Here is a 13,932-nt window from a genome sequence, read left to right on the forward strand (position 1 = left end):
CGTGATCGAACCACTCGAAGAAGGACAAGATTTCTTGTCAGGTCGTAATCCGGTCTTAGAGGCATTGCGGAGTGGACGAGAGATGAACAAGCTGTTCTTGCAGGAAGGACAACAAAAAGGACCGCTTGCCGTTATCCATGCGATGGCGCAGGAAGCGGGCATTCAAATCCAGCTCGTCCCGCGTTCGCGGTTAACCGGTTTAGCTGGAACGGAAAATCACCAAGGTGTCGTCGCAGCGGTTGCTGCGTATGAGTACGCCGAGATGGAAGATATCTTCGAGCTTGCACGTCAAAAGGATGAAACACCACTCTTGATCATGCTTGATGAACTTGAGGATCCACATAACCTCGGATCAATCTTGCGGACGGCAGATGCTGTCGGAGCACACGGAATCATCATTCCGAAGCGTCGCTCAGTCGGTTTGACGCAAGTCGTCGCGAAGGCATCAACAGGCGCGATCGAACATATCCCGGTCGTTCGCGTGACGAACCTCGCGCGGACGATGGAGGATTTAAAGAAACAAGGCATCTGGTTCGTCGGAACGGATGCACGTGAAAGTGACGACTACCGAACACTCGATGGTACGATGCCGCTCGGAATCGTCATTGGAAGTGAAGGAAAAGGAATGAGCCGGCTCGTCCGTGAGAAATGTGACTTCCTCGTCCACCTCCCGATGGCAGGACATGTCACGTCACTCAACGCATCGGTCGCGGCTTCGCTATTATTATATGAAGTCTACCGGACTAGAAAGCCGTATGCGCGATGAAATATGATCGCCTCATCGTAGATGGCTACAATATCATTGGCGCATGGCCAGAATTTCGGACGTTGCGGGAGCAAGACTTTGAATTAGCACGGGAACGGTTGATTCATGCGATGGCGGAGTACCAAGCCGTCACAGGGATCAGCGTTACGATCGTCTTTGATGCCTATCTGCAACCAGGACGTGAGTCTCGGATGCTAAAAAGCGGAATCGATATCGTCTATACACGCGAAAACGAGACGGCGGACGAGTGGATTGAGAAAACAGCTGCTGACTGGCTGCAGGATATCCGGGTCAAGCTGACGGTAGCGACGAACGACTACACGGAGCAATGGGTCATCTTCACGCTTGGCGCACTCCGTATATCGGCGCAGGAACTAAGGCGTGAGTGGAAAGCAGCCGTTGCTGTCATCAAGCAACAAACGACGTCTGCGAAGACGACGGCTCAACCGCGTTCGAAGATTGATTTACCGGAAGACGTCGTCGCGCGCCTCGAAGCGATTCGTCGCCGAAAGAATTCAGATACATGATATGAACCATTCGTATGAGCAATCCATCGTTCTTCATTCGGAAGAGCGATGGATTTTTTTATAGAAAAGATACATTTTGGATGCAACAAAAGAGGTCATGCCAATTTTCATTGTCGTGCGATAGGTAATTATTGTATAATTAAAAACAATTGAACTATTCGTCAATGATGCTTGGAGGGATACAGGATGAGTTTGGTTTCGTTCGACCAGTTTGAGTGCATGACCGATGAAGCGCTTGTAGAACAAGCGAAAGAGTTCGATAACAGCGATGCGCTCGAATTTTTGATCGAGCGGTATCGAAATTTCGTACGTGCTAAAGCCCGTTCTTACTTTTTGATCGGGGCAGACCGGGAAGACATCATTCAAGAAGGAATGATCGGTCTCTATAAGGCGGTACGGGATTACCGAACGGATAAGCTCGCCTCGTTTAAAGGATTTGCCGAATTATGCATCACTCGACAGATGATCACTGCGATCAAGACGGCGACACGTCAGAAACATATCCCGTTGAACTCGTACATCTCGCTCGATAAACCGATCTATGACGATGAATCGGAGCGGACGTTACTTGATATCATCACGTCGACAGCACCTTCTGATCCACAAATCTTGATCATCAACCGGGAAGAATACGCAGACATCGAATCGAAAATGGATGAGATTCTGAGCGACCTCGAACGCAAGGTCCTCGCGCTCTATCTCGACGGACGGACGTATCAGGAAATCTCTGACGATCTCGATCGTCACGTTAAATCGATCGACAATGCCTTGCAACGTGTCAAGCGCAAGCTTGAGCGATATCTTGAAGCACGAAAGATGACGGTCTAACAGAGAGGTAGATTGACCGTAATCCCTTCCTATGCTACTGTATAACTAGCGCCTTACTAGCGAGACGCCGCTCATAGGCGTTTTTTTTTACGCTCTTTTTCGGAAGGAAAGTATCTTAACAGAAGAGAAGAGTGGCAAAGAAGGAGGACTTTGAGATGGCGAAGAAAGTAGGCCTTGCTTGTGATAATTGCGGTGCCCGCGACTATACGACGATGAAAAAAGAGGACGTCACTGTCCGCTTGGAATTGAAGAAATTCTGCCGTCGTTGTAACGCGCATACGATTCATAAAGAAGCGAAATAAGGCTTCATCTGTCCCGATTTATTACATCCTGGAGGGAAAGTACGATGAAATTTTTGCGTGACGTATGGAATGAATTGAAAAAGACGAGCTGGCCAAAACGGAAAGAGCTGACGAAATACACATTGACGGTCATCGGTATGGTGATCTTCATGGGTGTCTTCATCTTCGGCGTCGATTCAGGGCTTAGCGCATTGATGAGCTGGTTGATTAAGTAAAAAGAAGAGGTGGCCTACCATGGAGAAACAATGGTTTGTCGTCCAAACGTATTCCGGATTCGAAAACAACGTCAAGGCGAACCTTGAACGTCGGATTGAATCCATGAACATGGACGAAAAAATCTTCCGTGTACTCGTTCCGATTGAAACGGTACAAGAAGAAGTAACGAACAAAAAGGGAGAAACGAAAATCAAGGAACGTGAAGTCAAGATCTTCCCGGGGTATGTCCTCGTCGAGATGGTCATGACGGATGATTCTTGGTATGTCGTCCGGAATACTCCGAACGTCACAGGCTTCCTCGGATCAGTCGGCGGCGGTTCAAAACCGACACCACTCCTTCCGGAAGAAGCAGAAAACATCCTTGGATCAATGGGTCTCGTCGATCTGAAGAGCCGTTACGACTTCTCACTCGGACAAATCGTCCGAATCAAAGAAGGAGCTTTCGAAAATCTCGAAGGTACGATCGAGGAGCTTGATACAGATGCTGAGAAAATGAAAGTCTCTGTTGATATGTTCGGTCGCGAAACGAAGGTCGAGCTTGATTTCGCACAGGTCGATAAAATCGATTAAGTTTCCTATTGCGAATGTTTTGTTTTAATGATACAATTTTTCGTGTTTGATGTTGTGCTTATTTCGATAAATAACTCGTCGAATAGAATGAGTGGGAGGACGCGCAACGTCCAATTAAACCACATTAAAGAATTAAGGAGGTGTGTCTCGTGGCGAAGAAGGTTATGAAACTCGTAAAACTTCAAATTCCTGCGGGCAAAGCAAACCCAGCTCCACCAGTTGGACCGGCACTCGGTCAAGCAGGTGTGAACATCATGGGCTTCTGTAAAGAGTTCAACGCTCGTACACAAGACCAAGCCGGCTTGATTATCCCTGTAGTCATCACGGTTTTTGAAGATCGTTCATTCACATTCATCACTAAAACTCCTCCAGCAGCAGTTCTCTTGAAGAAAGCAGCTGGAATTGAGAGTGGTTCAGGTGAACCGAACCGTAAGAAAGTAGCGACTGTCAAACGTGACAAAGTTCGTGAAATCGCTGAAACAAAAATGCCAGACCTTAACGCATCATCTGTTGAAACAGCAATGTTGATGGTTGAAGGTACTGCACGTTCTATGGGTATCGTAATCGAAGACTAATGTCTTTTTGATTACCATGAACAACGATGAGGGTCGCAGGCGGATAGTTTCTTGAAGCCTGCTACCCTTTCATTATGTGGGAGGATTTTCCGCACAACCACAAAGGAGGAACCTAAAATGGGTAAGAAGTACAAAGAAGCTGCTAAGCTTATCGATCGTACGGTTTCATACGAACTCGCAGAAGCTGTAGATTTGACTAAAAAATCTGCAACTGCGAAATTCGATGAGACTATCGAATTGGCTGTTCGTCTCGGAGTAGATCCGAAGAAAGCAGACCAACAAATCCGTGGAGCAGTCGTATTGCCACACGGTACTGGTAAAACACAAAAAGTTCTCGTCTTCGCGAAAGGTGAGAAATTAAAAGAAGCGGAAGCTGCTGGAGCAGATTACGCTGGTGATGCTGAGTACATCAACAAAATCCAACAAGGATGGTTCGACTTCGACGTTATCGTCGCGACACCAGACATGATGGGTGAAGTTGGTAAACTTGGTCGCGTTCTCGGACCAAAAGGCCTCATGCCAAACCCGAAAACAGGTACAGTTACATTTGACGTCACAAAAGCAATCAACGATATCAAAGCTGGTAAAGTTGAGTACCGTGTCGACAAATCAGGTAACATCCACGTTCCTGTCGGTAAAAAATCATTCGATAACGAGAAACTCGTTGATAACATCAACACAGTTATCGAAACTCTCGTAAAAGTTAAGCCTGCTACTGCTAAAGGTGTATACCTTAAGAACATCGCGATCGCTTCTACAATGGGTCCTGGTGTAAAAGTATCTTCAGCTGACTTCGCGAAATAATTTCGTCTAAAACGAACTTGACAACGTTCTAAGAACGCTGTTACAGTATAAAACGTTGATATATTTCGACATACCGTAGACAGAAGGTGCTCACATGGGCATAAATCCTTCCGAGGTGTTCTTGCTCAGAGAGCCTGTTTGTTCAGGTATCCTTTTTGACGATTACGCCTCCTCTGCTCTGCAGACGGAGGCTTTTTATTTGAAATCGAGCAGCCCCTCGCACCGGTACATTTCATCTACCAGGAGGTGCAACAGAAATGGCAAACGAAAAAGTTATCGCTGTCAAAGCGGATCTCGTATCTGAGATCGCTGAGAAACTCCAAGCGAGCGCAGGAACAGTTGTCGTCGACTACCGTGGTCTCACAGTAGAAGAAGTCACTGAACTTCGTAAACAACTCCGCGAAGCGGGCGTTGAATTCAAAGTTTACAAAAACGGTCTCCTCCGCCGCGCGGCAGTTCAAAGCAACCTCGAAGGTCTTGATGAAGTCTTCACAGGTCCTAGTGCGATCGCCTTCAGCAATGAAGACGTTATCGCGCCAGCTAAGATCTTGAACGACTTCGCTAAAACGCACAAGGCTCTCGAACTTAAAGGTGGTATCATCGAAGGCAAAGTCACTTCAGTAGAAGATGTCAAAGCCCTTGCGGAACTTCCATCACGCGAAGGTCTCCTTTCGATGCTCCTCAGCGTGCTTCAAGCGCCAATCCGTGGACTCGCGGTGGCAACGAACGCAATCGCAGAGCAAAAAGAAGAACAATCTGCTTAATTTCTGCTTAGCGGGATAGGCAACCAACACAATTTTCACACCCCAACGTGGGCTAAATCAAAGGAGGAAAACCATAATGGCTTTCAACAAAGAGCAATTTATCGAAGACCTCAAGGGCATGACTGTTCTTGAACTTAACGAACTCGTAAAAACAATCGAAGAAGAATTCGGCGTATCAGCAGCAGCTCCAGTAGCAGTTGCAGGTGCTGGCGCAGGCGCAGCAGCTGAAGAGCAAACTGAATTCGACGTTATCCTTACTAACGCTGGATCTGGTAAAATCAACGTCATCAAAGCAGTTCGCGAATTGACTGGTCTCGGTCTTAAAGAAGCGAAAGCTCTCGTAGACGGAACTCCAGCACCAGTTAAAGAAGGCGTTTCGAAAGAAGACGCTGAAGCAATGAAAGCTAAGCTTGAAGAAGCTGGCGCTACTGTAGAAGTTAAGTAATTTTCTTCTTCCGTAGAAACAAGAGAAGCTCGCATTGCGAGCTTCTTTTGTTTTCATCTTTTACATGAGAGGGGAAGGAAACATGGCGGATCATTATTATACGAATGACCCTTCATCGAAACGAGATCCGAAGACGTGGGAATATGTTCTGCGTGGTCAGACGCTCCGCTTTACATCGGACCATGGTGTCTTTTCGAAGAACGGAATCGATTTTGGTTCCCGTTTGTTGATCGAGGCATTCACGGAACCGGCTGTAGCGGGAGACATCTTGGATGTCGGTTGCGGATACGGACCGATGGGCATCGCGCTTTCGAAGTCGACGGGTCGTCCGGCGCACTTGATCGATGTCAATGAACGGGCGCTCGAACTAGCGGCAGACAATGCGCGCGCGAACGGTGTTTCCGTGACGACCGGTGTGAGTGACGGGTATGATGGGGTAGGCGAATCGACATTCGCAGCGATCGTGACGAATCCACCGATTCGGGCGGGAAAAACGGTCGTTCATCGTATTCTCCGGGAAGCGTATGATCACCTTGTCGTCGGAGGCGAGCTTTGGGTCGTCATTCAAAAGAAACAAGGTGGACCATCAGCGAAGAAATTGATGGAAGACGTATTCGGTATGTGTGAGACAGTTACCCGCGATAAAGGGTACTCGATATTTAAATCAATTCGGTCTTGACAAATCGAAGGATTTGTCGTTGACCGCATGTTGTGTCTATGATAGTATTATAAAATGCCATTGGAGTGATTTTTGGATAAGATGTTTGAAAGCAGCTGGCGTTCTCGACTACAGATGATTGAGTAGACAAGACGTCGCTTTTTTGCGCTTATCAATCAAAAAATGGCTTCAATGTTCGATATTACACCCGTCCTTCTCTATAAGAAGAAGTGGGTCTGAGAGGTGAATCAGTTGACTGGTCAACTTGTTCAGTACGGTCGTCACCGTCAGAGAAGAAGCTATGCACGTATCAGCGAAGTATTGGAACTTCCAAACTTAATCGAGATTCAAACGAATTCGTATGAGTGGTTCCTGCGGGAAGGTCTTCGTGAGATGTTTCATGACATTTCGCCGATTTCCGATTTCACAGGGAATCTCGTATTAGAATTCATCGACTACTCGCTCGGAGAGCCGAAGTATTCGATCGATGAATCGAAAGAGCGCGACGTGACCTATTCGGCACCACTACGCGTTAAAGTCCGTCTTCAAAATAAAGAGACGGGTGAATTGAAAGAACAAGAAGTCTTCATGGGTGACTTCCCGCTTATGACGGAGTCGGGAACATTCATCATCAATGGAGCGGAGCGCGTAATCGTTTCGCAGCTTGTTCGTTCGCCAAGTGTTTATTACAACAATAAGTTAGATAAGAACGGTAAGCGTGGATTCTCCGCAACAGTCATCCCAAACCGTGGTGCATGGCTCGAGCTCGAGACAGACGCGAAAGACATCGTTTATGTTCGCATTGATCGCACGCGTAAGATTCCAGTAACGGTTCTTTTACGTGCTCTTGGTTTCGGTACGGATCAGGAAATCATCGATCTTCTCGGTGATGATGAGTACCTCCGGAATTCACTTGAAAAAGATAATACGGAATCAACGGAAAAAGCCCTCATCGAGATTTATGAGCGTCTACGTCCGGGAGAGCCGCCGACAGTCGAAAACGCAAAAGCGTTGCTCGTGTCGCGCTTCTTTGACCCGAAACGTTATGATTTGGCAAACGTTGGTCGTTATAAAATCAATAAAAAGCTTCATCTTAAGAACCGTCTCTTCGGTCAAAAACTCGCGGAAACGCTTGTTGATCCTGAGACAGGTGAAGTCATCGCGGAAGCAGGAACGGTCCTTGATCGTCGTATGCTCGATAAAGTCCTTCCATTCCTCGAGGGATCCGTTGGTTACATCGAAGCGACGCCTACAGGCGGCGTGACGCAGGGTGAGGCTTTCAACTTACAGTCAATCAAGGTGTTCGCACCGGACGATGCTGAAGGTGAACGCATCATCAATATCATCGGTAACGGTAACATCGATCGTGACATCAAGCACATCACGCCTGCTGACATGATTGCTTCCATCAACTACTTCTTCAACTTGTTGCATGAAGTCGGTACGACAGACGATATCGACCACCTCGGTAACCGTCGTCTTCGTTCAGTCGGTGAGCTGCTCCAGAACCAATTCCGGATCGGTCTCTCACGGATGGAACGTGTCGTTAAGGAACGGATGTCGATTCAGGATCAGAATGCGATCACGCCACAGGCATTGATCAACATTCGTCCAGTTATCGCATCGATTAAAGAGTTCTTCGGTAGCTCGCAGTTGTCTCAGTTCATGGACCAAACGAACCCGCTTGCGGAATTGACGCACAAACGTCGTCTTTCAGCACTCGGACCTGGTGGTTTGACACGTGAGCGCGCTGGTTTCGAAGTTCGTGACGTACACTACTCGCACTATTCCCGTATGTGTCCGATCGAAACGCCAGAGGGACCAAACATCGGTTTGATCAACTCGTTGTCTTCGTACGCGAAGGTCAATGAGTACGGCTTCATCGAAGCGCCATATCGTCGTGTCGATCCGGAAACGGGCGTCGTCACGGATGAAATCCACTACATGACTGCTGACGAAGAGGATCTCTACGTCGTCGCACAGGCAAACATGTTGTTGACGGAAGAGAAGACGTTTAAAGATTCACACGTCCTTTCACGTTTCCGTGGACAAAACTTGTCTGTCGAACCAGCACGTGTCGATTACATGGACGTTTCACCGAAGCAGGTTGTATCTGCCGCAACGGCTTGTATCCCGTTCCTTGAGAACGATGACTCGAACCGTGCCCTCATGGGAGCGAACATGCAACGTCAGGCCGTCCCACTTCTGAACCCGGAATCTCCGATTGTCGGTACAGGAATGGAGTACGTGTCTGCGAAAGACTCAGGAGCCGCTGTCGTTGCGAAGCACGCAGGGATCGCTGAGCGTGTCACGGCGCGTGAAATCCTTGTCCGTCGTACGACGGAAGTCGATGGCAACATCGTTGAAGGTGAACTCGACCGTTACAAGATTCAAAAATTCATCCGTTCTAACCAAGGAACGTGTTATAACCAAAAACCAATCATCAAAGCAGGCGACCCAGTCGATAAAGGCGAGATCCTTGCAGATGGTCCATCGATGGACGGTGGGGAACTTGCGCTTGGTCGCAACGTACTCGTCGGTTTCATGACATGGGATGGTTACAACTATGAGGATGCTGTCATCATGAGTGAGCGTCTTGTCAAAGACGACGTCTACACATCGATCCACATCGAAGAATACGAATGTGAGTCGCGTGATACGAAACTCGGACCGGAAGAAATCACACGTGATATTCCGAACGTCGGTGATGATGCCTTGAAAAACCTCGACGATCGCGGAATCATCCGCGTCGGTGCGGAAGTCAAGGACGGCGATATCCTCGTCGGTAAAGTTACGCCGAAGGGTGTAACGGAATTGACAGCGGAAGAACGTCTTCTTCATGCAATCTTCGGTGAAAAAGCACGTGAAGTCCGTGATACATCTCTCCGTGTACCACACGGTGGTGATGGAATCATCCTCGACGTCAAAATCTTCGACCGCGATAATGGGGACGAGCTCTCACCTGGTGTCAACCAGTTGATCCGTGCTTACATCGTTCAGAAGCGTAAGATTCACGAGGGTGACAAAATGGCGGGTCGTCACGGTAACAAAGGTGTTATCTCGCGTATCCTTCCAGAAGAAGACATGCCGTACATGCCAGACGGTACGCCAATTGACATCATGTTGAACCCACTTGGGGTTCCATCACGGATGAACATCGGGCAGTTGCTCGAGCTTCACCTCGGGATGGCAGCACGTCAACTCGGCATCAAAGTCGCATCACCGGTATTCGATGGTGCGCGTGAGGAAGATGTTTGGGCAACGATTGAAGAAGCAGGTATGGATCGCGACGCGAAGACTGTCCTTTATGATGGTCGTTCGGGTGAAGCGTTCGATAACCGCATCTCTGTCGGTGTCATGTATATGATTAAACTTGCTCACATGGTCGATGATAAACTTCACGCACGTTCGACAGGACCATACTCACTCGTTACACAACAACCGCTCGGTGGTAAAGCCCAGTTCGGTGGTCAGCGTTTCGGTGAGATGGAAGTATGGGCACTTGAAGCATACGGCGCAGCCTACACGCTCCAAGAGATCCTTACAATCAAGTCGGATGACACGATCGGTCGTGTTAAAGCGTACGAAGCAATCGTCAAAGGTGAGAATGTACCACAACCGGGCGTACCGGAATCGTTCCGAGTCCTCATTAAAGAGCTTCAATCACTCGGTATGGACGTCAAGATGATGTCTGCTGATGATGAAGAAATCGAAATGCGCGACGAAGACGAGGACAATATCCCGAACGCGACTCCAGCACTCGAAGAAGTTCAAGCGCCTGTCGCACCAGTTGTTACTGAAGAGGAATAAGCGAAAGGGAGGTCCACCCCTTGGTAGATGTTAATAGATTTGAATATATGCAAATCGGCCTCGCTTCCCCCGAAAAGATCCGTTCATGGTCTTTCGGGGAAGTGAAAAAGCCGGAGACGATCAACTATCGTACACTCAAACCGGAGAAAGACGGTTTGTTCTGTGAACGTATTTTTGGTCCAACAAAAGACTGGGAATGTTACTGTGGTAAATACAAACGGATCCGCTATAAAGGAATCATTTGTGACCGCTGTGGCGTTGAAGTCACGAAGTCGAAAGTCCGTCGTGAGCGCATGGGTCACATCGAGCTCGCAGCACCGGTTTCGCACATCTGGTACTTCAAAGGAATTCCTAGCCGTATGGGACTCGTCCTCGACATGTCACCGCGTGCGTTAGAAGAGATCATCTACTTCGCGTCGTACGTCGTCACAGATCCAGGCGAATCGACACTTGAGAAGAAACAACTCCTTTCAGAGAAAGAATACCGTGCATATCGTGAGAAGTTCGGTCGTTCGTTCACTGCTGAAATGGGTGCGGAAGCAGTTCGTAAATTGCTCCGTGACGTGGAACTCGATAAAGAAGTCGCTGCATTACGTGAAGAGCTTCGTATGATTCAAGGACAACGTCGTACTCGTGCGATCAAACGCCTTGAAGTCCTCGATGCGTTCCGTAACTCAGGCAACAATCCAGAATGGATGGTGCTTGAAGTACTTCCAGTCATCCCACCGGAACTTCGTCCGATGGTTCAACTCGATGGCGGACGTTTCGCGACGTCTGACTTGAACGACTTGTACCGCCGCGTCATCAACCGTAACAACCGTCTCAAGCGTCTTCTTGACCTTGGCGCTCCGAACATCATCGTTCAGAATGAAAAACGGATGCTTCAAGAAGCAGTCGATGCTTTGATCGATAACGGTCGTCGTGGTCGTCCAGTCACTGGACCAGGTAACCGTCCGCTTAAATCACTTTCACACATGTTGAAAGGGAAACAAGGACGTTTCCGTCAAAACTTGCTCGGTAAACGTGTCGACTACTCTGGTCGTTCGGTTATCGTCGTTGGTCCAAACTTGAAGATGTATCAATGTGGTCTTCCAAAAGAAATGGCCCTTGAGCTCTTCAAACCGTTCGTCATGAAAGAACTTGTCTCTCGTGGCATCGCACCGAACATTAAGAGTGCGAAACGGAAAATCGAGCGCGTTCAACCTGAAATCTGGGATGTCCTCGAAGAGGTCATCCGTGAGCATCCGGTTCTCTTGAACCGTGCACCGACACTTCACCGTCTCGGTATCCAGGCGTTCGAACCAACGCTCGTCGAAGGACGCGCGATTCGCCTTCACCCACTCGTATGTACGGCATACAACGCCGATTTCGATGGTGACCAAATGGCGGTTCACGTACCACTTTCGGCAGAAGCACAAGCAGAAGCGCGTCTTCTCATGCTCGCTGCACAAAACATCTTGAACCCGAAAGACGGTAAACCTGTTGTTACACCATCGCAGGATATGGTCCTCGGTAACTACTACCTCACGCTCGAGCGCGAAAACGCGATCGGCGAAGGTAAAATCTTCTCGACAGTGAACGAAGCGCTCATCGCTTACCAAAATGGTTATGCGCACTTCCATACACGTGTTGCGATTCCAGCCGGCGTTCTCAAGAACCCGACATTCACGGAAGAGCAAAACGAGAAATTATTGATTACAACAGTCGGTAAGTTGATCTTCAACGAGATCCTCCCAACGACGTTCCCTTACTTGAACGAACCAACGATGACGAACCTTCAAGAAGCGACGCCAGACAAGTACTTCCTTGAAAAAGGAACAGATGTCGAAGCGGAACTGAAGAATCGTCCGATCATCGATCCGTTCAAAAAAGGATTCCTTGGAAATGTCATCGCGGAAGTATTCAAACGGTTTGAGACGACAGAAACAAGCCGCATGCTCGACCGCATGAAAAACCTCGGATTCAAACACTCGACTCGTGCCGGTATCACGGTAGGGATCGCGGACATCATCGTTCTTCCGGACAAACAAGAAATTCTTGTTGAAGCGCAGGACAATGTCGACCGCGTCATGAAATCGTACCGTCGTGGTCTCATCACAGAAGACGAGCGCTATGAGCGCGTCGTTAAATCGTGGAATGATGCGAAGGATGAAATTCAGTCTCGTCTGATGAAATCCCTCAACCGTCTCAACCCGATCTTCATGATGAGTGACTCCGGTGCCCGTGGTAACGCGTCGAACTTCACGCAGCTCGCTGGTATGCGTGGACTTATGGCCGCTCCAAGTGGACGGATCATCGAGCTCCCGATCAAATCATCGTTCCGTGAGGGTCTAACGGTACAGGAATACTTCATCTCAACACACGGTGCACGTAAAGGTCTTGCCGATACAGCCTTGAAAACGGCTGACTCGGGTTACCTGACTCGTCGTCTCGTTGACGTTGCTCAAGACGTCATCATCCGTGAAGATGATTGTGGAACGGATCGTGGTATCCGCGTCACAGCACTCCGTGAAGGAACGGAAGAGATCGAAAGCCTCTACGACCGTCTCGTCGGCCGTACGGCATTCGAAAACGTCGTTCACCCTGAAACAGGAGAAGTCCTCGTTTCAACGAACGAACTCATCGATGAAGACCTCGCGCGTGCCATCACGGACGCTGGTGTCGACAACGTTGAGATCCGTACTGCCTTCACATGTAACACAAGCCATGGTGTCTGTAAGAAATGTTACGGACGCAACTTGGCAACAGGCAACGACGTCGAAGTCGGCGAAGCTGTCGGTATCATCGCGGCACAATCAATCGGTGAGCCAGGAACGCAGCTTACGATGCGTACCTTCCACACAGGTGGGGTTGCCGGAGACGATATCACACAAGGTCTTCCGCGTATCCAAGAGTTGTTCGAAGCGCGTAACCCGAAAGGTCAAGCGGTCATCTCGGAAATCGATGGTCAAGTTATCGACTTCACGGAATCGCGTGACAAACGTGAATTGACGGTCCAAGGACTCAGCGAAACACGCACATACACGATCCCATTCGGTTCGCGTCTACGTGTTCAGCTCGGGGACGAGGTCAAAGCTGGTCAAGTCTTCACGGAAGGTTCGATCGATCCGAAAGAACTCTTGAACGTTAAAGGTGTATCCGGCGTTCAGAACTACTTGCTCCAAGAAGTTCAAAAAGTATACCGGATGCAAGGGGTTGAGATCGGTGACAAACACGTCGAGGTCATGGTTCGCCAAATGATCCGTCGCGTACGTGTCATCGAGTCTGGTGAGACTTCACTCTTACCAGGTTCGCTCGTCGATATCAGCACGTTCAAGGAAGCTTGTAAAGAAGCGCTCCGTAACGGGAAAGCTCTCGCTTCGGCGAAACCAGTTCTTCTCGGTATCACGAAAGCGTCACTTGAAACAGATTCATTCCTATCGGCTGCGTCGTTCCAAGAAACGACTCGTGTCCTTACGGATGCAGCGATTAAAGGGAAGAGCGACTACCTTCGCGGCTTGAAAGAGAACGTCATCATCGGTAAGTTGGTTCCAGCTGGTACTGGGATGTCACGTTACCGTCAGATTGATCTCGAAGTAGCTGGCGAAGCACCTGTAGAAGCCGATTCTCCGGTAGAATAAAACGCCTTGACACGCCGGTATGGCGGTGCTACTATGATATAGTGTTG

Annotated in this window: 13 protein-coding genes and 1 other annotated feature; all 13 genes read left to right on the forward strand. The window is 48.8% G+C overall.

Going from position 1 to position 13,932, the window contains the following annotated elements:
* Position 1 precedes the first annotated feature (1 nt).
* The 13 genes from rlmB to rpoC all read left to right on the forward strand — a co-directional run bounded on the left by rlmB (position 2) and on the right by rpoC (position 13,885).
* Complete coding sequence (gene rlmB / locus ITJ88_RS14660) at positions 2–766, forward strand: 23S rRNA (guanosine(2251)-2'-O)-methyltransferase RlmB (RefSeq protein ID WP_035399377.1); 765 nt, start codon at positions 2–4, stop codon at positions 764–766.
* A complete protein-coding gene (locus tag ITJ88_RS14665; RefSeq protein ID WP_050677145.1) occupies positions 763–1,293 on the forward strand; it encodes an NYN domain-containing protein in 531 nt (176 codons plus the stop codon). The genes rlmB and ITJ88_RS14665 overlap by 4 nt, the downstream gene beginning before the upstream one ends.
* 186 nt (positions 1,294–1,479) lie before the next feature.
* Positions 1,480–2,121, forward strand: a complete 642-nt coding sequence (gene sigH, locus ITJ88_RS14670; protein ID WP_029343084.1) for an RNA polymerase sporulation sigma factor SigH — start codon at positions 1,480–1,482, stop codon at positions 2,119–2,121.
* A 155-nt stretch (positions 2,122–2,276) separates the two neighbouring features.
* Entirely contained in the window at positions 2,277–2,423 is a 147-nt protein-coding gene (rpmG, locus tag ITJ88_RS14675) for a 50S ribosomal protein L33 (RefSeq protein ID WP_023466603.1), read from the forward strand.
* 44 nt (positions 2,424–2,467) lie between these two features.
* The gene (gene secE / locus ITJ88_RS14680) at positions 2,468–2,638 is read left to right on the forward strand and encodes a preprotein translocase subunit SecE (RefSeq protein ID WP_023466605.1); all 171 of its coding nucleotides are present in this window, start codon (positions 2,468–2,470) and stop codon (positions 2,636–2,638) included.
* 19 nt (positions 2,639–2,657) lie between these two features.
* A complete protein-coding gene (gene nusG, locus ITJ88_RS14685) occupies positions 2,658–3,209 on the forward strand; it encodes a transcription termination/antitermination protein NusG (RefSeq protein WP_023466607.1) in 552 nt (183 codons plus the stop codon).
* Between the two features lie 149 nt (positions 3,210–3,358).
* Positions 3,359–3,784: a 50S ribosomal protein L11 gene (gene rplK, locus ITJ88_RS14690; protein ID WP_023466609.1), complete on the forward strand. Its 426-nt coding sequence runs from the start codon at positions 3,359–3,361 to the stop codon at positions 3,782–3,784.
* A gap of 117 nt (positions 3,785–3,901) precedes the next feature.
* The gene (gene rplA, locus ITJ88_RS14695) at positions 3,902–4,588 is read left to right on the forward strand and encodes a 50S ribosomal protein L1 (RefSeq protein ID WP_064300983.1); all 687 of its coding nucleotides are present in this window, start codon (positions 3,902–3,904) and stop codon (positions 4,586–4,588) included.
* A gap of 55 nt (positions 4,589–4,643) precedes the next feature.
* Positions 4,644–4,795, forward strand: a sequence feature (ribosomal protein L10 leader region).
* A 50-nt stretch (positions 4,796–4,845) separates the two neighbouring features.
* A complete protein-coding gene (gene rplJ, locus ITJ88_RS14700; protein WP_023466611.1) occupies positions 4,846–5,352 on the forward strand; it encodes a 50S ribosomal protein L10 in 507 nt (168 codons plus the stop codon).
* Positions 5,353–5,428: 76 nt separating this feature from the next.
* Positions 5,429–5,797 (forward strand): 50S ribosomal protein L7/L12, encoded by a 369-nt coding sequence (gene rplL, locus ITJ88_RS14705; protein ID WP_023466613.1) that lies wholly within the window; start codon positions 5,429–5,431, stop codon positions 5,795–5,797.
* Positions 5,798–5,879: 82 nt separating this feature from the next.
* Entirely contained in the window at positions 5,880–6,476 is a 597-nt protein-coding gene (locus ITJ88_RS14710) for a class I SAM-dependent methyltransferase (RefSeq protein ID WP_023466614.1), read from the forward strand.
* 231 nt (positions 6,477–6,707) lie between these two features.
* Positions 6,708–10,265 carry a DNA-directed RNA polymerase subunit beta gene (rpoB, locus tag ITJ88_RS14715; RefSeq protein WP_064300988.1) on the forward strand — a complete coding sequence of 1,186 codons (3,558 nt, stop codon included), beginning with the start codon at positions 6,708–6,710 and terminating at the stop codon, positions 10,263–10,265.
* A 20-nt stretch (positions 10,266–10,285) separates the two neighbouring features.
* Positions 10,286–13,885 carry a DNA-directed RNA polymerase subunit beta' gene (gene rpoC / locus ITJ88_RS14720; RefSeq protein WP_304999658.1) on the forward strand — a complete coding sequence of 1,200 codons (3,600 nt, stop codon included), beginning with the start codon at positions 10,286–10,288 and terminating at the stop codon, positions 13,883–13,885.
* Positions 13,886–13,932: the final 47 nt, after the last annotated feature.

The organism is Exiguobacterium abrahamii (assembly GCF_015645365.1).
Classification (GTDB): Bacteria; Bacillota; Bacilli; order Exiguobacteriales; family Exiguobacteriaceae; genus Exiguobacterium_A; species Exiguobacterium_A abrahamii.

What these genes read in the sequence shown, in the direction of transcription:
- nusG (WP_023466607.1), top strand. Translation starts at nt 2,658, where the DNA reads ATGGAGAAACAATGGTTTGTCGTCCAAACGTATTCCGGATTCGAAAAC.
- rpmG (WP_023466603.1), top strand. Translation starts at nt 2,277, where the DNA reads ATGGCGAAGAAAGTAGGCCTTGCTTGTGATAATTGCGGTGCCCGCGAC.
- rplA (WP_064300983.1), top strand. Translation starts at nt 3,902, where the DNA reads ATGGGTAAGAAGTACAAAGAAGCTGCTAAGCTTATCGATCGTACGGTT.
- secE (WP_023466605.1), top strand. Translation starts at nt 2,468, where the DNA reads ATGAAATTTTTGCGTGACGTATGGAATGAATTGAAAAAGACGAGCTGG.
- rplJ (WP_023466611.1), top strand. Translation starts at nt 4,846, where the DNA reads ATGGCAAACGAAAAAGTTATCGCTGTCAAAGCGGATCTCGTATCTGAG.
- ITJ88_RS14665 (WP_050677145.1), top strand. Translation starts at nt 763, where the DNA reads ATGAAATATGATCGCCTCATCGTAGATGGCTACAATATCATTGGCGCA.
- sigH (WP_029343084.1), top strand. Translation starts at nt 1,480, where the DNA reads ATGAGTTTGGTTTCGTTCGACCAGTTTGAGTGCATGACCGATGAAGCG.
- ITJ88_RS14710 (WP_023466614.1), top strand. Translation starts at nt 5,880, where the DNA reads ATGGCGGATCATTATTATACGAATGACCCTTCATCGAAACGAGATCCG.
- rplL (WP_023466613.1), top strand. Translation starts at nt 5,429, where the DNA reads ATGGCTTTCAACAAAGAGCAATTTATCGAAGACCTCAAGGGCATGACT.